Below are 17,613 nucleotides of genomic sequence, written 5' to 3' on the forward strand. Positions count from 1 at the left end.
TAAGTTAGGTAATTTTAAGATTAACAAATACTTGACATGTGGATAAGCCTGTCTATAACCATGTGGACAAGCGTGTGGAAAACTAGGTGGATAAGTGTGTGGACAATCTAAATAGCCCTGAACAAGCCGATTTAAGCTGGTTAACAACGTGGAGTAACTTCTTAAATCAGGCTCCATTTACTGAGCAATCACAAGTGCCAGATACCGCTTCTTATTTACAGCAGCTTATTGAAGCTAGCTTGCAAGGTGATAGCTGTATCGATGTCAGTCCAGAGCAAATTGCAGCACTTGGTCAACTTGCTATATCAGCCGATCAAGCGACTTCAAAAGTTGCACCATGCGTCTACGATGAACAGGGGTTGGCATTATACCGATATTGGCACCTAGAGCAACGCCTTGCAGAACAAATTTGTCGATTAAAGCAACAATTAATTCAGCCTGTATCTTGTGATGACTATATAAGCTTACTCACAGACCCTCATCAGCAGGCAGCTTTACAAATGGTTGCTCGGCAGAGCCTGAGTATTATTACGGGTGGGCCGGGTACAGGTAAGACCTATACACTTGCACGTATTATTGCTGTGCTTAGCCAAGCAATTCCGCATATTCGTGTGGCGATGGCTGCTCCAACGGGCAAAGCAGCACAGCGCATGCAAGAAGCGCTACAAAACTCATTTAATGACCCTAAATTGTTTGAGTCCGGATTAATGAGTGAAGAGCTCAGAAATCAGGGAACACAAACGATTCATCGATTATTAGGGATGGGGCATAGCCAAACACCACGGTTTAATCAAAAACAACCGCTTCCTTACGATGTGATTGTGGTGGATGAGGCTTCCATGCTGGATTTAAATCTGGCAACTCTTTTATTTGAGGCTGTGCCAGAGTCTTGTCGAATTATTTTATTAGGAGATGCAAATCAGCTTGCTTCCGTTGATGTAGGTGCAGTACTTGCTGACTTGCAACAAATACAGGCACTAGCCGACAACAGAGTACAATTACAAACCAGTCGCCGTTTTGCTGAAGGGGCGTTGATTGGGCAAGTTGCTAAATTTATTCAGGCACAAACCTATCAACAAAATCATGAAGTAGTTTTGCAGCAGTTTGAGATTGATATTGTTGAGGTTTCTGAATTAAAGCCTATAGTTTTACAAAATGACATGCCAGATGTGGTTCAGCTTGAGTATTTACCGGAAGGGAATCACACAGAAGTCGAAATTTATTATCAGAAACTCATGTTAGGTTTTCAAGGATATGTAAAGAGCCTAAAAAATTATTTAAAAGAAGAACGCTCGATTGAACAGGTTCAAAATGTAGTAAGAGCATTCGATGACTACCGTATTTTAACTGCGGTCCGTCATGGCCCATTTGGATTACAGCAGTTAAATCAGTATGCGCAGCGCTGGCTACAACAACAGTTATCAATAGTTACAGTGGGCGGTTGGTATGTAGGCCGTCCGGTAATGATGACTTATAACGATTATCAGCTCGGTATTTCAAATGGAGATATTGGCCTGTGTTTTGAGCATAGAACTCAGCCACAGCAATTTGAAGTATATTTTCCAAGTTTAAATAAATGGGTGGCGGCAAACCGGTTACCTAAAAGTATCCAAAGCGCATTCGCTTTAACAATTCATAAGTCGCAAGGGTCTGAATTTACACACACTGCTGTGGTTCTTGATCAGGCTGCAAAGAATTTATTAAGCCAAGAGCTTATTTACACTGCGATTACACGAGCTAAAAAAGTAGTGAGTCTTTTGGTTCATCCAGAAGCTTTAGTTCAGGCATTTACAGTTCGCACTACACGAAAAAGTGGTTTAGTTCAGAAAGTTAATCGGTTAGTTCGTTAAGACAAACTTAATATTTTTACCCTTGTAAGAAAAAGCTTACATAGATTCGAGATATTTGCTGCTAGAGTACACCCCACGTTTTTGAGATTATAAACACACAACGAGCTTGGCACGGAATGTCGGGCAAAATCGCACAATAATAATAGCTTAAGTCGAGAGACTGCGAACTTACAATGACGTAGGTGTATAAAGAGGAAACTTACAGCCGCTAAGCCTTGTAGTTTTGGGAGAGACTACAGGGCTTTTTTATATTCTCTTTTTAATTTACTTCTAAAAAATTATCAAAAAAGATCTGTTTTAGACCTCTATTTAGTATATTTTCTTTTAAAAATTTATATCAATAATATCAATATATTTATCTGTAATATGATTTTTAAACAGCCATTTTTCCTGTGAATTGTTAAGTTATATGTTATACAGAACTGTACGTTAAATGTTAAAAATGGTTATTTACTAAATATTATACAGACCTGTACGTTTTTACTTACATGATGATAAGAAAAATACTACTTTTCTTCATAATTGGATGTGTCACAATACATCACATAAGGAAATAGAAACAAAGACACTGGAAGTGAGTTAAAACAACAAGAAGGATGTGACTAGCATCTCACCAACGATAATAAAAACAGAAATAACACGATAAACAAAAACTACAGCGCAAAAAACCCAAGCAGAAATGCTTGGGTTTTTTATTTGCTTTTATACTAAGTTAGTTTCGTGTGAATCGCTACCAAACAAAGATCGGCGCTGATCTCTAGGAATGCGTGGGCATTGTGTCGAAATCTGATAAAGCACGTTGGCTAAAGCAGGAAGGTGGGTTCCCACGACAGATTTGCCCGTTGTTAACAGAGACACACTAATATCTCTTTCAGGGTCGGCCCAACATAAAATATTAGAGAACCCTAAATGACCAAAAGCTTGTCCCGTCATTGGACCAAAAAGACCTACAGGGTTACTACCTAACATTGGACCTAAGGCATAGCGCATTGGAATTAATAAAGTACGATCAATGTTAACGCCTGTGGTCGGCAGAGTTGCCCTGAAAATCGTTTTCTCACTGAAGATTTGCTGACCGCCATAGCTTCCTCCACTTAAAAGCATTTCAAAGAAACGTCCAGCTTGTTCTGCGCTGGTATAGATGTTTCCGGCTGGGCAAATTGTGTCCATAAAACGGTTGTCGTTAGTGACATCAACTGCAAGTTGTAACCCTCCACCTAATACATGGTTCAGGTAGTGGTCGGTACCAAGGCGAGGATGTAGGCCCGTTGCACAATTTAAAGCAACCTCTGAGCGGTACTCTGGTTTTAAACCATAGTTGAAATAAGGCATTCCCATCGGCTTTTCGATAGTTTGATGCACAAATTCACGTAAATCTTGCCCAGTCACCCGCTCAATCACTTCTCCTAAAATATAACCCGCCGTAACAGCATGATAGGCAAGGTGGTTTCCAGCAGGAGACACAGGTTTGGCAGCATATAAACGTTTTAAAATTTGATCTTTATCAAAGAGTAATTCTGGTGTGACATCGCCGTCTATATAGGGAATGCCGCCACGATGTGCTAATAAATGAAAGATAGTCGCACGGCGTTTACCATTTACGCCATATTCCGGAATATAGTAGCTCACAGGATCAAGCAAATTGATTTCGCCTTTTTCATCTAATAGATGAATTAACATGGCGGTGATCATCTTTGATGCTGAAAACAGGCAAACAGGTGTATCTGGAGTCGCAATCAGAGCGTTTTCTTGAAGTCCTGCCGGAGAGTTCCCTTGGGCATATCCAATGCTTCTGTTCAGCAAAACTTTACCTTGTCGACGTAGACAAAAAGTAATAAGTGGATAATTTCCGGTTTTATATAATGCTTCTACACTGTTCCAGATTTTTTGAATCTGGCGTTCAGTCATTCCACCCTGTTCGGCAGCAACCTCATCTTTACGACGAATAACTTGCTCAATATTGTCCGGTACTGGACAAGTGTTGGTTGAAAAAATTTTCACACGTTCCTCGCGCTTATTTCTTTTTATTCAAGGGTAGTGTGCAGAGTTAATATGCTCATGTCAGTGTCTAAAATGACAAGTTACTGAAAACTATTTTGCAATCCACCTATAGATACCTTAAAATAGGCGACTTGCTGTAGTGATGCACGGCAGTCAGTTGCCTCAACTGATTCATATCGTTTACTTTTTTTAAGCATCTCGGAGAAATCGAATGGCTTTAACTAATGCAGACCGCGCAGAGATCATTGCTAAATTTGCTCGCGCTGAAAATGACACTGGTTCACCAGAAGTACAAGTAGCTTTATTGACTGCTCAAATCAATGATTTACAAGGTCACTTTAAAGCTCACAAACACGACCATCATAGCCGTCGTGGTTTGATTCGTATGGTTAACCAACGTCGTAAATTGCTTGACTATTTAAATGGTAAAGACCACGGTCGTTACACTGCTTTGATCGGTGCTTTAGGTTTACGTCGTTAATTCGATTTTCACTTTGTTTTCGCTATTTCGCATGTCGCAATGCTTGATTGCTGAAAAGAGAGTTTCACTTAATTTTAGATTAAGTGATTTTTAGAAGGGGCGCTTGTGCGCTCCTTCTTTGCGTTTAACTTTTAACGTTATTTAAAATTTTTGGTCTAGTGTGATGGCTTCTAAGCTTTGTCATTTATCTACCAATCGGTGTAGTCTGAATGCCAAACCTTAGGGGTCTCACTAGAATAAAATTAGGAAAATACAATACATGTCAATGTTTAATATCGTTCGTAAAGAATTCCAATATGGTCAACACACTGTTGTTTTAGAAACAGGTCGTGTTGCACGTCAAGCAAATACGGTTTTAGTTACAATGGGCGGCGTAACTGTTTTAGTTGCAGTAGTTGCTCAACCTAAAGCAAAAGCGGGTCAGGACTTCTTCCCGTTAACAGTTAACTATCAAGAAAAACAATATGCTGCGGGTCGTATCCCAGGTGGTTATGGTAAACGTGAAGGTCGTCAGTCTGAAGCTGAAACTTTAATTTCACGTCTTATTGACCGTCCAATTCGTCCATTGTTCCCAGAAGGTTTCTATAACGAAATCCAAGTGACAGCGACTGTTGTTTCTTCTGATAAGACTATGGATGCTGACATTGCTGCAATGATCGGTGCTTCAGCTGCAATGTCAATTGCAGCTGTTCCATTCCGTGGTCCAATTGCAGGCGCACGTGTTGGTTTAATCAACGGCGAATACATTCTTAACCCAACCCACGAACAATTGAAAGAAAGTGATCTTGATCTTGTGGTTGCGGGTACTGAATCTGCGGTACTGATGGTTGAATCTGAAGCGAAAGAACTTTCAGAAGACCAAATGTTAGGTGCTGTACTTTTCGGTCATGACGAAATGCAAATTGCTGTTCAAGCAATTAAAGAATTTGCTGCTGCTGCTGGTGCAGTTGAATCAACTTGGGTTGCTCCAAGCAAAAACGAAGCTCTTCTTGAACAATTAAAAGCAGCTTTCGAAGCTAAAATTTCTGAAGCATATACGATTGCGGTTAAACAAGATCGTTATGCAGCACTGGATGCACTTTATGCAGAAGCTGTAGCTCAGTTCGTTCCTGAAAATGACGAAACTGGTATTGCTGACGAAGTAAACGAATTATTTGAAGAACTTAAATACCGTACAGTACGTGACAACATCTTGTCAGGTAAACCACGTATTGATGGCCGTGATACTAAAACTGTTCGTGGTATCGACGTTCAAGTTGGTGTATTAGACCGTGCTCACGGTTCTGCATTATTTACACGTGGTGAAACTCAAGCGTTGGTAACAACAACTTTGGGTAATACTCGTGATGCACTAATGGTTGATACATTGTCAGGTACGAAAACTGACAATTTCATGTTGCACTACAACTTCCCTGCATACTCTGTAGGTGAAACTGGTCGTGAATCTGGTCCTAAACGTCGTGAAATTGGTCATGGCCGTTTAGCACGTCGTGGTGTTCAAGCAGTTCTTCCTGCTGCTGACCGCTTCCCATATGTTATTCGTATTGTATCTGACATTACTGAATCTAACGGTTCATCTTCAATGGCTTCAGTATGTGGTGCGTCATTATCACTTATGGATGCGGGTGTTCCACTTAAAGCACCAGTTGCTGGTATCGCAATGGGCTTAGTGAAAGAAGGTGAGCGTTTTGCAGTACTTTCTGACATCTTAGGTGATGAAGATCACTTAGGTGATATGGACTTTAAAGTAGCAGGTTCTGCAAACGGTATTACTGCACTTCAAATGGACATCAAGATTGAAGGTATTACTGAAGAAATTATGGAAGTTGCATTAAACCAAGCATTTGCTGGTCGTATGCACATCCTTAACGAAATGAATAAAGTCATTTCACGTGCTCGTCCTGAAATCAGCGCTCATGCACCGACATTTGAAGTCATTAACATCAATCCAGACAAGATCCGTGATGTTATTGGTAAAGGCGGTGCAACGATTCGTGCTATTACTGAAGAAACTAAAGCTGCAATTGATATTGAAGATAACGGTACAGTTCGCGTATTTGGTGAAACTAAAGCCGCTGCTCGTGCTGCGATTGCAAAAATTCAAGCACTTACTGCTGAAGTTGAACCAGGTAAGATCTATGACGGTAAAGTAATCCGTATTGTAGAATTCGGTGCGTTTGTAAACATCATGCCGGGTACTGATGGTCTTCTTCACATTTCGCAAATTTCAAATGAACGTATTGCGAACGTAACTGATGTTCTTAAAGAAGGTCAGGAAGTGAAAGTACAAGTTGCTGATGTTGATAATCGTGGTCGTATTAAATTGACTATGAAAGACATTGAACAAGCATAATTGTTCTAGTGACATGAAAAAGTCCGCTTGATGCGGACTTTTTTTATGGCATGATGCAAGTAATACAAAAACAGATCGTTGTGGTATGCAGGTTTATTACTTTTATCGCCATCAAGCTGAGGGCTATGTCTTTTTAAGCCGTGAACAGCATAGTGAACATGTTCTAGAGTTTTTCTGGATTGATAGTCTCAGAACGGACGTGGTTAACCATAATGAAGAATGGCAACAAGAGATTCAAAAGCTTTCAGGCGTGGTTATTAATGAATTTCATATGCGGGATATTGCGAATATTGAACATCCTTGCGCCTTTGACACGCTTGAAGAATATGACTTGCTGATTTTTAAAAAGCTAGTTACGCCTGATGATGAAATTAAACATGCTGAATCCCAAGACAGTGTTTTTGGTTTGGCGACTACACCAATTAGCTTTATTTTGACGCCAGATGTGCTGATTAGTGTGCGTGAGCCGGGAAACAAGTCGATTGAAAATTATGTTCAACGTCTTGATAACATTTTATGTAGAACTTTAGAAGAGCAAAATAAAACCCGTAAATTACCAAATTCACCGATCGATTTATCATTACGGTTGTTAAACAGTATGATTGATGGCTATCTTGATATCCGCTCGCCATTGACGAGAAGAGTCGAGCATTGGCAACAGCAATTGCTTCAGGGTAATCGTCGTTTTAAACAATGGCATCAATTATTTCATGAGAATATGGCATTTCAGCAAGTGGAAAATCTATGCGAGGAGCAAATTGAAAGCTTGCAAGAGTTTAGAGATGAAATCGTAGAAAATTACCACCATGTGATTGGCAAGCATATCCACAATTCACAAGATATTTTACTGGTACGTTTAAATGATTTAATGAGTCATGTTGAACGTATTCAAAAACATACATTACGGTTGCGTAGCGCCATTCAGTCTGCAATTGATCTGCATTTTTCAGCTATTGCGAACCAGACCAATGAAAACATGCGGATTCTTGCAATTATCACCGCCGTTTTTGCACCTCTTACCCTTTTAACTGGTATTTATGGAATGAATTTTGAGTTTATTCCAGGTCTTAAATCGCCAGTTGGTTTCTGGATTATGCTAGGGGTCATGCTGCTTAGTACGATTTTTCTGTTGTACTATTTTTATCGACAGCATTTGGTGGGGCGAGGTGAACGAAGCGTCATTGATTTATTGGCCCAACAGCATCGTCAAGATCGGATGAATTTATTTTGGTTTTTGGAATATGAACCGATTAAGCAGACTTTGAAGGAAGTGGAGAAGATTACTCGATTGAAGTAATAGGAATTTTCAAAGATCAGTAAAGTTGATTTGTTAGTACTGCCTCAAATTTAGGGATTAATTTGATACTTATTGTCTAGGCATATCCTTACTTTTGACTGGGCAAAAGTAACAAAACCCCTTCCTTGGACTGACGGTACATCCATGTTACCGCAGTCCAAAAGGCGGCATCCATGCCGCCCATCACGTTAGCTCATACCTGTGTGAAAGATTATTTAGAAGAAAAAATCTTAATGGAAATGCTTCAACTGTTTTCTAAGTTGTTGTACTTCATCAATCAAATCTAACATCACTGCAACTGCTGCCAAACTTGCGTCAAAGTCACGTTGTAGACGATAAGCTTTGCGAGCACGAGAGACATCTTCGCCCATAAACTGATGGGTTTCAGGTGCAGTATTGACCGATAAAATATCATATTCAATTAGCTGAATAATCCAGTCGGGACTTTGACCACAAGCTTGTGCAAATTCTTGTAGATCAAATGTGGATTGTTCATCAACGACCTCAGCACTAAAGGTATGGCCGTCATATACAATTTCTCGATAATGAATGGTTGTCATAATCTTGCTCCCTATTGAGATGAACGAGGTTCGAATGAAGCAAAGGCTTCAGCCAGTTGCTGATAGGCTTGTTTTTCTTTTTCAGAATGTGCAGGTGGAAATACAATATTTAAGATTAAGTATAGATGCCCTGGTGTTTTATTAGGTATCCCTTTGTCTTTTAAACGTAGCTGTTGTCCTTGTTTTGCATTGTGAGGTAAATTGACATGCAAAGATCCAGCAGGTGTTTTTACTTCAATACCTTGACCTAACGCTGCTTCCCACGGAGCGACATCTACAGTCAAATATACATCACTGCCTTCGACATGAACGCGGTCTGTATCTTTATATTGGATTTCAATATAGAGATCGCCGTTAGCACCGCCATTGATACCACTTTGTCCTTGTCCACTTAATCGGATTTGCTGACCTTCTTTCATACCTTTTGGTATTTTGACTTGAAGGGTTTTACGTTGAACTTCAGGTTCGCCGTAAGCATTCACGGTCGGAATTTGCAGGGTAATTTGTTGCGTTGATCCATGATAGGCAATATCAAGATCGACTTCTATGCTGGCATGTTGATCTTCACCGCGATAACTACGCTGTTGTCTCTGATGTTGCTGTTGACCACCACCAAATCCTGCACCAAAGCGACCAAATAAATCTTCAAAACCGCTAAAGTCTGCTTGTTCACCACCTGTAAAGCCCTGGCGATAAAACTGTGCGCCATCAAAACCACCTTGCGCAGCACCCTGACCAAAGTTATTAAAACCTTGTGGATGATCTAATAACTGGTCATATTCAGCTTTTTTTTCTGCATTGCTTAACGTGTCGTAGGCAACATTAATTGCCTGCATCTTTTCTTCGGCATCTTTTTCTTTGCTGATGTCAGGATGATATTTACGAGCTAATTTTCGATAAGCTTTCTTAATTTCATCAGCAGAGGCTTTGCGTGTAACCCCTAATTCTTCATAATAATTTTTAGCCATAATGTTTTATCAGGATGGTGTGGTTTATTTCATTATGAAACGATTTTTAGAGTTTTCAATAAGCTAGATTGTATAAGAGTTGTTCTATTGCAAAATAAAATTGAGAGAAAGAGGTATAGATGGAGCAGGACTATACCTTTCATTATTTAGATAAAAGTATTTAGATAAAAGTTTGGTACAAGCCGTAAATAGCAATCAATAGAAGTAATAGGCCGCAAAGCCCTAATATTTTTGGATATAAATGGCTATTAGAAAGACGGCGGAAAAATACATAAACCAGAGATAAAGTTAAGAAGTCTAAAACAATCCATGTCAGGGTGAGTATGGTTAAACTTAGGTTGAGCTGTGGTGTAATAGAAACAAATTGCGGAAAGAAAGCCGAGAAAAAAATAATATCTTTAGGATTGGAGATTCCGACAAAAAAGCCCTTTTTGAAGCCACCATTTTGTGCCGAAACTGTTTGTATCGCTTCTGGGTGAGGTGCCTGAATGACTTCTTTAAGAATAGTGAAACCTAAATATCCAATATATAGACAGCCTAAGATACGGATAATATTGAGATAACTATCGTTAACACTCAGTACTCCCTTTAAAACGAGTACTGAAATAAAAATTAAAATAAGTGAGGCTAAATTTGTACCAAAAATTGTTTCAAGTGCCTTTCTATATCCACCTTTAAGTCCAGCGCTTGCAACTAAAATCATGACAGGGCCGGGGGTAGCAATCATAATAATGACGCTAAAAATAAATAGAAAATAATCAAAATAATTCATGGAATATAAGAATCTTACTTATTGGGCTATAAAGTAATCTTATATTATCTTATTTAAAATAAGATATTTAAAACGATCATCAAAAAATAAGGATAAATAAAAAGGCGGTATATCCGCCTTTTTATAAAGTTTAACGATTAACTCAAATGCTCACCAAATAACGCTAAAGCTTCTTCAGCGGTAAAGGTGTATTGCGTATTACAGAACTGACAGTCCATACGAATAGGGTTCTGTTCTTCTAAGGTTTCATGAACAGCATCTACACCAATTTGAATCAGCGCATTTGCACAGCGTTCTTTTGAACATGTACAGCCAAATTTGAGTGCTTCAATTTCTGGTAAACGAACCTCTTCTTCGTTATATAAACGATATAAGATCTCGGTTGCATCTAAATTGGTGAGCTCTTCAGCTTTTAATGTTTCGGTCAACATGGTCAAGCGTGGCCATAAATCTTCATCAACCAACTTTTGCTCTTCGTCATCATGACGTGGTAAAAGCTGAATGAGTAAACCACCAGAGCGCTTAGCAGTACTCGCTAGCACAATTCGAGTTGGAATTTGTGCAGATAAGTCGTAATACTGCATGAGGCAACCCGCTAAATTTGCCTGATCAAGAGGTACAATGCCTTGGTAACGCTCGCCAAATTCCGGTTCAATATTGATAAATAAAACGGGATTAACTAAAGCGCCGAGAACTGTGCTGCTGTCTGTTGCTTCAATGAAGCGTGGATCGGTTTCATAATCGGCTAAAGCACGAACTTCACCTAAATGATTACATTCAGCCATTGCCCATTTAAAGGTGCCGCTAGCCTGGATTTGCAAGCTGATACGGCCTTTGATTTTTAATGTACTTGCAAGTAATGCAGTCGCACTCAACATTTCACCTAGCAGAATTTTAACGGCAGGCATATAGTCACGTTGAGCTAAGATAGTTTGTAGTGCTTCTTCTAGATGAACGACTTCCCCACGGACTGGAAAGTTCTCTATATAAAAGCGTTGGCGTAAATCAGACATAATATTCTCCAGGGCCCTAAGCAGATTATAACAATTTCTTTTTAATCAAGCTTAGGGAATGCAGCGAAGCCGCAAGTAGGACAAAGGACAGCTTGGTGTCCATTGTCCAATTATTTAGGCAATGTGAATAAGTCCTTAATATAGCCATTCTTCGAAATCTCAAGTTATTCTAGATGATCTCGTGTAATGTCGATGCGATTTGGCTGTAAATGACGCTTTAAATTCACATCGTGTTTCGACGTGGCTTGTTGTTGAGCATCACTTTCAAATAGATGTTCAAGTTCGGCTAAAGCATTACGATGTGTTTCAAAGATCTTCTGTTCATCAGTATAAATACTTTGCTGTTGTATGAGCAATTTCTCATCATAATCCCGAAAGATTTCGATATTGTTATAGGCCTGTTCATCAGAGATACCGAGTTCTCGCAAGGCACGATAAGCCATACCTAATGAAGATAAATACGTCTCACGCCAAATGTATTCAACTCCTAAATCTCTTAAAAGATGTACATGGTGGCGGTCACGAGCACGAGCCAATAACTTTAAGTTTGGATAATTTAATCTGAGATGTCGTGCCACATTCATAGAATCTTCGACATCATCAATCGCTAGAATAAATACTTTGGCTTTTTCAATACCAGCAGAGCGTAGTAAATCTGGTTGGGTCACATCACCATAATAAAGTGATCCGCCATACCGTCTGACAAAGTCGACTTGATGAAGATTGTTATCAATTGCGGTAAACCCTAGATGTTGCAGGCGGGCAATACGCGCAATAATTTGTCCAAACCGACCAAAACCAGCAATGATAATCGGGTTTTCTTGCTGAGGAATTTCATCATACTCAGGTGGGCGTTCTTTATTAAAAAGTGGAATGACCTTGTATGCCATAAACCAGTAAATCACTGGTGTGAGTACCATCGACAAAGTCACAATAAGAGTCACAGGTTCTAATAAAGCTTGAGTTAAAATCTTTTCACTTTTAGCTAAGCTTAAAATGACGAAAGCAAACTCACCGCCTTGAGCTAAACAAGTTCCTAATAGTAGGCTGTTATTCCAACTGTATTTTTTATAGCGTGCAATGGCGGTCAATATCAGTGTTTTAATGACCAGTAAGCCGATTGCTCCACCAATAATAAGCCACGGCATTTCAATCAATAGTGACAGTTGAGTAGTCATACCCACGGTCATAAAGAATAAGCCAAGTAGTAGGCCTTTAAACGGTGCAATACTGGCTTCAACTTCGTGACGAAATTCGGAATCTGCTAATAATACGCCTGTGAGGAAAGCACCTAATGTCGTGCTAATACCTAACGTATCCATCAGCAAAACGACAGCAAGAATAATAAATAATCCTACCGCCGTAATGAGTTCAGTTGCTCCACTTTTGGCAACAAAACGGAAAAATGGACGCATCACATAACGACTAAATAGAAATAGACCAGTGAATGTTGCGATGATAGCCGCAAAATAAGCGATCCCATGATGGGTTGATTCTGTTCCTGCGAGTAATGGAATAATTGCAAGTAACGGAATCGCAGCTATATCTTGAAATAATAAAATTGAAAAAGACTGCTGACCATAGGTTGTGTTGAGTTGCTGTTTTTCAGTCAGAAGCTGTAATACAAAGGCTGTAGAAGACAGTGCCAGCGCAAAACCAACCACAAAGCTGACGGCAAGTTGCTGTTGAAATAGGAAGAGTACGATCAGCATAAGAACGCCACCGCTAATAAGAACTTGCAGACTTCCCATTACAAAAATAGAGTCACGCATTTCCCACAAACGCTGTGGCCTTAATTCTAAGCCAATCAGGAACATCAATAAAATGACACCGAATTCGGCAAGTTCCATAATTGCTTCAGGGTCATGAGCAATATTTAAAACACTAGGACCCAGAAGTATTCCTGTAAATAAATAACCTAAAACTGTTGCAATCCCTAGGCGTTTGCCAAGAGGGACTAAAATCAGAGAAGCTCCAAGAAAGATAGTTGCTTGCAGTAGGAATGACATCCATTGCCTCGAATGTATTAGTCTCTTTTAAGTGTAAAACGAAAAAGACGTCTTCACACCATGATATTCAAATCATCTAATTAAATTCTTGCGGATCAACATCAATTGATAGCCTGAGTTGATGCTGCCTTGGTGCATGGACCAATTGAGACCACCATTGTCTTAAGTAAAAATGTAGACGAGCGCGGTCGGCAGATAAAATCACCATGTGTGCACGATAGCGCCCAGCTTTACGTTCCATAGGGGCTGGAATAGGTCCCCAAATATCAACAATTTCACCAGCGACTTGACGAAGTTGCTCGGCAGCTTCATTTAAAAATTGTAAGGTATAGTCTCGATCTTTCGACTCTGCACGTATGAGTACTGCATAGCGGTAGGGCGGTAGTAAAGCAACTTTACGTTCAGCCAATGTTTGTTTGGCAACCGCGCGATAATCCTTTTCAATTAAAGTGGTGAGTAAAGGATGATCGGGTCTTAATGTTTGCAAATAAACATGGCCTTTGTGTTCACCACGGCCTGCACGGCCAGCCACTTGAACAATCAATTGCGCAGTACGTTCTGGCGCACGGATGTCTACGCTGAGTAACCCTGCATCAATATCTAAAATGGCAACCAAAGTCACATGTGGGAAATGGTGACCTTTTGCCAACATTTGCGTACCGAGCAAAATTGTTGGCTTGTTTTGATGAATGCGATCATAGATTTTTTGCCAGCTTCCGACACGACTGGTACTGTCACGATCAACTCGAATCACGTCATGCTCTGGAAATAATTCTTGTAAGTGCTCTTCAACCTTTGCGGTTCCTGCACCTAAAGTTTTTAAGCTTTTTTGCTGACATTCAGGGCAATGATCTGGTAAGCGATGAATGGTTCCGCAGTGGTGGCAATGTAAATAAGAATAAGGCTGGGTATGCAAAGTAAAATGTGCATCACAATGTGGACAATTGGCTTGCCATCCACAGCTTTCACAGACCAGTACAGGTGCATAACCACGACGGTTTAAAAAGATTAAAACCTGTTCTTTTCTCGCTAATGTATGTTTGATTTGTTCAATGAGAGGCTGGCTAATTCCATGCTGTTTTTTGACAATTTTAAGATCAATCAAATGCATTTTAGGCAAAAGTGCATGTCCAGCACGTTTGTTGAGTTGTAGTGAAGTTAACTTGCCAGTTTCGACCAAATAATAACTATCGATACTTGGTGTTGCCGAACCTAAAATCACAGGGCAGCTTTGTAAGTGCCCTCGGTACAGTGCGACATCACGCGCATGGTAACGGAAGCCTTCTTGTTGTTTATAAGACAGGTCATGTTCTTCATCTAAAATGATTAAGCCCAAACGTGGCAGCGGTGTATAGATCGCTGAGCGTGTCCCTAAAATAATAGATGCTTTTCCGGTCTGTGCTTGTTGCCATGCTTGTAAACGTTTGGAGTCGTTGAGGCCAGAATGCAATAAAGCAATATCACAATTAAAACGAGACTTAAAACGCGAAATGGTTTGAGGAGTTAAACCAATTTCAGGCACCAAAACCAGTACTTGTTTACCTTGCTTTAGCACCTCGTGCATGATGTGTAGATAAACTTCGGTTTTACCGCTACCTGTTAAACCATCTAGCAAAAATGCTTGGTATTGATGCTGTGCTTTAATAACCTGTTGGGTTGCTTGCTTTTGGTCTTCATTTAGCGTGAGCGGCATTTGTGCCAATTGAACAGGTGTAGGGCTAAAGTCATGTGGTTCAAGCGTACATTCAACCAAACCTTTCTTTTCTAGCGCTTTAAGTGTTGCAGTTTCTACGCCACTTAAATTCAGAATGTTCTCTGTTGTTCCCGCAGGATGTAACTTTAAAATCTGATAAGCATCTTGTTGCTTTACTGAACGTTTAAGCAGTGCTTCAACATTGTCGCATGGAGTAATTTTCCAGAGATGGAACAAAACGTCCATCGGTTTGCCCTGACGTAGTATAGCCGGAAGGGCGGTTTGCATGACCTCGCCAACTGGAAATTGGTAATATTGTGCGGACCATGTCAATAAACTTAAAACTTGTTCATCTAAAATAGGTTGTTCATCTAAAAGTTCAGAAATGGCTTTAAGCTGAAAGTTGCCTGTAAATGGTTCATGTGGATTCACTTTTTCAGTGATGATACCAATCAGGTTTTGTCGCCCAAATGAAATAGCGACGCGTGAGCCTACTTGAGCCCGTTCATATTGTGCTTCGGTGAGTGTATAGTCAAAAGTGTCGTACAGATGCACAGGTACGGCAACACGCACACGATAAACAACTGAATCAGGCTTTGGCGTTATGGTCATAGAGGCTCATTTCGTCAATTTTAAAAAACGGCATAGCGTCGTGAAGAGGACTTGGGTATTCTACACAGGCTATAGAATGAATATGAATGATTGCGTAGCATAGATGCAACAGCAGCGACTATTATTTTTGGAAAATTAGAACATTACCATGCCTGCATATCAATTTACTGCCATTGATGCTTCAGGGAAGCAGCAAAAAGGAGTGCTTGAGGGAGACTCAGCACGCCAGATTCGCCAACAATTACGCGATAAAGCATGGACACCAATTAGCGTTGACCCTGTTGAACAAAAAGATAAACATCAGAGTCAGGGGTTATTTCAAAAAAAGTTCAGTGCCTATGATTTGGCACTCATGACCAGACAACTTTCTGTTTTGGTTGCAGCCGCAATTCCTTTAGAAGAAGCTTTACGTGCGGTGAGCAAGCAAAGTGAAAAAGCGCATGTGCAAAATCTTTTATCGTCTGTTCGTTCGCGAGTCATGGAAGGACACTCATTGGCTCAAGGTATGCAGCAATCTGGACGTTTTCCAGACCTCTATATTGCAACAGTTGCTGCAGGTGAGCGTTCTGGACATTTAGATCTGATTTTAGATCAGCTCTCGGATTACACCGAAAATCGTTTTGCCATGCAAAAGAAAGTTCAGGGCGCCATGATTTACCCGATCATTTTAATGCTGATGTCATTTGCTATTGTGATGGGCTTAATGACTTTTGTTGTGCCAGAAATTGTTAAAACTTTTGATCAGAACAAAGATGCACTGCCGTGGATTACGGTCGCTTTAATGAAGGCCAGCGATTTTATTCGTCATGCGTGGGTGTTTATTATTATTTTTGCAGTTGTGGGAATTGTCGCATTTGTACGGTTTTTAAAAACAACAGCTGGACATTATGCTTTTGATCGATTAACACTCAAATTGCCATTATTCGGTAAACTGTCACGTGGTATTAATTCGGCACGATTTGCCAGTACCTTATCTATTTTGACCCGTTCAGGCGTGCCGTTGGTTGACGCATTAAAAATTGGTGCAGCAGTGACCAATAACTGGGTCATCCGCGATTCAATTGCCCATGCGGCTGAGCGTGTTACAGAAGGTGGTAACTTGGGTACGCAGCTTGAGCGCAGTGGTTATTTCCCACCAATGATGGTACAAATGATTCGAAGTGGTGAGGCATCAGGTGAGCTCGACCGGATGTTAGAAAGAGCATCGACCATGCAAGACCGTGAGGTTACAACATTTATTTCAACCTTACTGGCATTACTTGAACCGCTTATGCTGGTTTTAATGGCAAGCATTGTACTGGTTATTGTAATCGCGGTTATGCTGCCAATCGTAAATATGAACAATATGATTTAATAACTTTGATATTAGAGATAATGATGAAAGTAAAAAATATTCAAAGCGAAACAGCGATGGAACAACACAGTGATTCTGCGGTTTCAAATCAGTTTGAGCAGTGTTCTGATAAACATACCTCAAGTGTAGCTTTAAAAATTGCACAATCGTGCCATTCCGAGCATAGCTCTCCATCTTGCGTTCGGGCAAAGCTTCGCTTTGCTAATCCTCACTCAGGCTTTACCCTCATTGAAGTTATGGTTGTGATTGTAATTTTAGGCGTGTTAGCAGCGCTCATCGTACCAAATGTCATGGGGCGTAGTGAAAAAGCTAAAATTGATACCACCCAAATTACATTAAAAGGTGTGGCTGGTGCTTTAGATCAGTACAAGCTCGATAACGGTCATTTCCCAACAATGCAAGAAGGTGGACTAGATGCTTTAGTGAATCAGCCTGCTACAGCAAAAAACTGGATGCCGGGTGGATATGTTAAAGGTGGTTATCCTAAAGATAGTTGGAAAAATGATGTTCAATATGTAATTCCAGGTGCAGATGGTCGAGCTTTTGATTTGTACTCATTTGGAGCAGATGGCAAAGAGGGCGGTGAAGGTAATGATGCAGATATTTATTACCAACCTTAATTGAAAATATAATGGAGATTATCAATTCGT

Annotated in this window: 13 protein-coding genes and 1 pseudogene; 7 read left to right on the forward strand and 7 right to left on the reverse strand. The window is 40.1% G+C overall.

The genetic code is table 11. The features are described 5' to 3' along the window. The first annotated feature begins 98 nt into the window (after positions 1-98). Positions 99-1,850 carry an exodeoxyribonuclease V subunit alpha gene (gene recD, locus ACPF64_RS06120; protein WP_426455824.1) on the forward strand — a complete coding sequence of 584 codons (1,752 nt, stop codon included), beginning with the start codon at positions 99-101 and terminating at the stop codon, positions 1,848-1,850. Positions 1,851-2,552: 702 nt separating this feature from the next. On the opposite strand, the gene ACPF64_RS06125 is transcribed toward recD, so the two are convergent. After that, on the reverse strand, positions 2,553-3,851 hold the full coding sequence (locus tag ACPF64_RS06125) for a serine hydrolase domain-containing protein (protein WP_075431253.1): 1,299 nt from the start codon (positions 3,849-3,851) through the stop codon (positions 2,553-2,555). A 211-nt stretch (positions 3,852-4,062) separates the two neighbouring features. Here ACPF64_RS06125 and rpsO point away from each other — a divergent pair, with 211 nt between their 5' ends. The 3 genes from rpsO to ACPF64_RS06140 all read left to right on the forward strand — a co-directional run bounded on the left by rpsO (position 4,063) and on the right by ACPF64_RS06140 (position 7,982). Continuing rightward, the gene (rpsO, locus tag ACPF64_RS06130) at positions 4,063-4,332 is read left to right on the forward strand and encodes a 30S ribosomal protein S15 (RefSeq protein WP_002114951.1); all 270 of its coding nucleotides are present in this window, start codon (positions 4,063-4,065) and stop codon (positions 4,330-4,332) included. A 265-nt stretch (positions 4,333-4,597) separates the two neighbouring features. Then, entirely contained in the window at positions 4,598-6,685 is a 2,088-nt protein-coding gene (gene pnp / locus ACPF64_RS06135) for a polyribonucleotide nucleotidyltransferase (protein ID WP_171252347.1), read from the forward strand. Positions 6,686-6,770: 85 nt separating this feature from the next. Further along, entirely contained in the window at positions 6,771-7,982 is a 1,212-nt protein-coding gene (locus ACPF64_RS06140) for a magnesium transporter CorA family protein (protein WP_426455825.1), read from the forward strand. Between the two features lie 230 nt (positions 7,983-8,212). On the opposite strand, the gene ACPF64_RS06145 is transcribed toward ACPF64_RS06140, so the two are convergent. The 6 genes from ACPF64_RS06145 to ACPF64_RS06170 all read right to left on the reverse strand — a co-directional run bounded on the left by ACPF64_RS06145 (position 8,213) and on the right by ACPF64_RS06170 (position 15,609). Next, positions 8,213-8,542, reverse strand: coding sequence for a chaperone modulator CbpM (locus ACPF64_RS06145; protein ID WP_151743562.1), 330 nt, complete (start codon positions 8,540-8,542; stop codon positions 8,213-8,215). A gap of 11 nt (positions 8,543-8,553) precedes the next feature. Next, complete coding sequence (locus tag ACPF64_RS06150; protein WP_426455826.1) at positions 8,554-9,510, reverse strand: DnaJ C-terminal domain-containing protein; 957 nt, start codon at positions 9,508-9,510, stop codon at positions 8,554-8,556. Between the two features lie 160 nt (positions 9,511-9,670). Beyond that, complete coding sequence (locus ACPF64_RS06155) at positions 9,671-10,282, reverse strand: LysE family translocator (protein WP_045436893.1); 612 nt, start codon at positions 10,280-10,282, stop codon at positions 9,671-9,673. Positions 10,283-10,419: 137 nt separating this feature from the next. Next, on the reverse strand, positions 10,420-11,295 hold the full coding sequence (gene hslO / locus ACPF64_RS06160) for an Hsp33 family molecular chaperone HslO (RefSeq protein WP_004640903.1): 876 nt from the start codon (positions 11,293-11,295) through the stop codon (positions 10,420-10,422). A 164-nt stretch (positions 11,296-11,459) separates the two neighbouring features. Beyond that, positions 11,460-13,304, reverse strand: a complete 1,845-nt coding sequence (locus ACPF64_RS06165) for a monovalent cation:proton antiporter-2 (CPA2) family protein (RefSeq protein WP_426455827.1) — start codon at positions 13,302-13,304, stop codon at positions 11,460-11,462. A 76-nt stretch (positions 13,305-13,380) separates the two neighbouring features. Beyond that, on the reverse strand, positions 13,381-15,609 hold the full coding sequence (locus ACPF64_RS06170; RefSeq protein WP_270903110.1) for a primosomal protein N': 2,229 nt from the start codon (positions 15,607-15,609) through the stop codon (positions 13,381-13,383). A 148-nt stretch (positions 15,610-15,757) separates the two neighbouring features. Here ACPF64_RS06170 and gspF point away from each other — a divergent pair, with 148 nt between their 5' ends. The 3 genes and pseudogenes from gspF to gspG all read left to right on the forward strand — a co-directional run bounded on the left by gspF (position 15,758) and on the right by gspG (position 17,583). Further along, the gene (gene gspF, locus ACPF64_RS06175) at positions 15,758-16,963 is read left to right on the forward strand and encodes a type II secretion system inner membrane protein GspF (RefSeq protein WP_005045048.1); all 1,206 of its coding nucleotides are present in this window, start codon (positions 15,758-15,760) and stop codon (positions 16,961-16,963) included. 23 nt (positions 16,964-16,986) lie between these two features. After that, positions 16,987-17,065: pseudogene (locus ACPF64_RS06180) on the forward strand (type II secretion system major pseudopilin GspG); the annotation flags it as partial. A gap of 125 nt (positions 17,066-17,190) precedes the next feature. Further along, complete coding sequence (gspG, locus tag ACPF64_RS06185) at positions 17,191-17,583, forward strand: type II secretion system major pseudopilin GspG (protein ID WP_426456109.1); 393 nt, start codon at positions 17,191-17,193, stop codon at positions 17,581-17,583. Positions 17,584-17,613 lie beyond the last annotated feature (30 nt).

Origin of the sequence: Acinetobacter sp. KB005, assembly GCF_049949095.1 — a bacterium.
Taxonomy (GTDB): Bacteria; Pseudomonadota; Gammaproteobacteria; order Pseudomonadales; family Moraxellaceae; genus Acinetobacter; species Acinetobacter calcoaceticus.

Bases quoted from the DNA above. Each gene is read 5' to 3' on its own strand.
- rpsO (WP_002114951.1), top strand. From the start codon at position 4,063: ATGGCTTTAACTAATGCAGACCGCGCAGAGATCATTGCTAAATTTGCT.
- pnp (WP_171252347.1), top strand. From the start codon at position 4,598: ATGTTTAATATCGTTCGTAAAGAATTCCAATATGGTCAACACACTGTT.
- ACPF64_RS06140 (WP_426455825.1), top strand. From the start codon at position 6,771: ATGCAGGTTTATTACTTTTATCGCCATCAAGCTGAGGGCTATGTCTTT.
- ACPF64_RS06145 (WP_151743562.1), bottom strand. From the start codon at position 8,542: ATGACAACCATTCATTATCGAGAAATTGTATATGACGGCCATACCTTT.
- ACPF64_RS06150 (WP_426455826.1), bottom strand. From the start codon at position 9,510: ATGGCTAAAAATTATTATGAAGAATTAGGGGTTACACGCAAAGCCTCT.
- ACPF64_RS06155 (WP_045436893.1), bottom strand. From the start codon at position 10,282: ATGAATTATTTTGATTATTTTCTATTTATTTTTAGCGTCATTATTATG.
- hslO (WP_004640903.1), bottom strand. From the start codon at position 11,295: ATGTCTGATTTACGCCAACGCTTTTATATAGAGAACTTTCCAGTCCGT.
- ACPF64_RS06165 (WP_426455827.1), bottom strand. From the start codon at position 13,304: ATGTCATTCCTACTGCAAGCAACTATCTTTCTTGGAGCTTCTCTGATT.
- ACPF64_RS06170 (WP_270903110.1), bottom strand. From the start codon at position 15,609: ATGACCATAACGCCAAAGCCTGATTCAGTTGTTTATCGTGTGCGTGTT.
- gspF (WP_005045048.1), top strand. From the start codon at position 15,758: ATGCCTGCATATCAATTTACTGCCATTGATGCTTCAGGGAAGCAGCAA.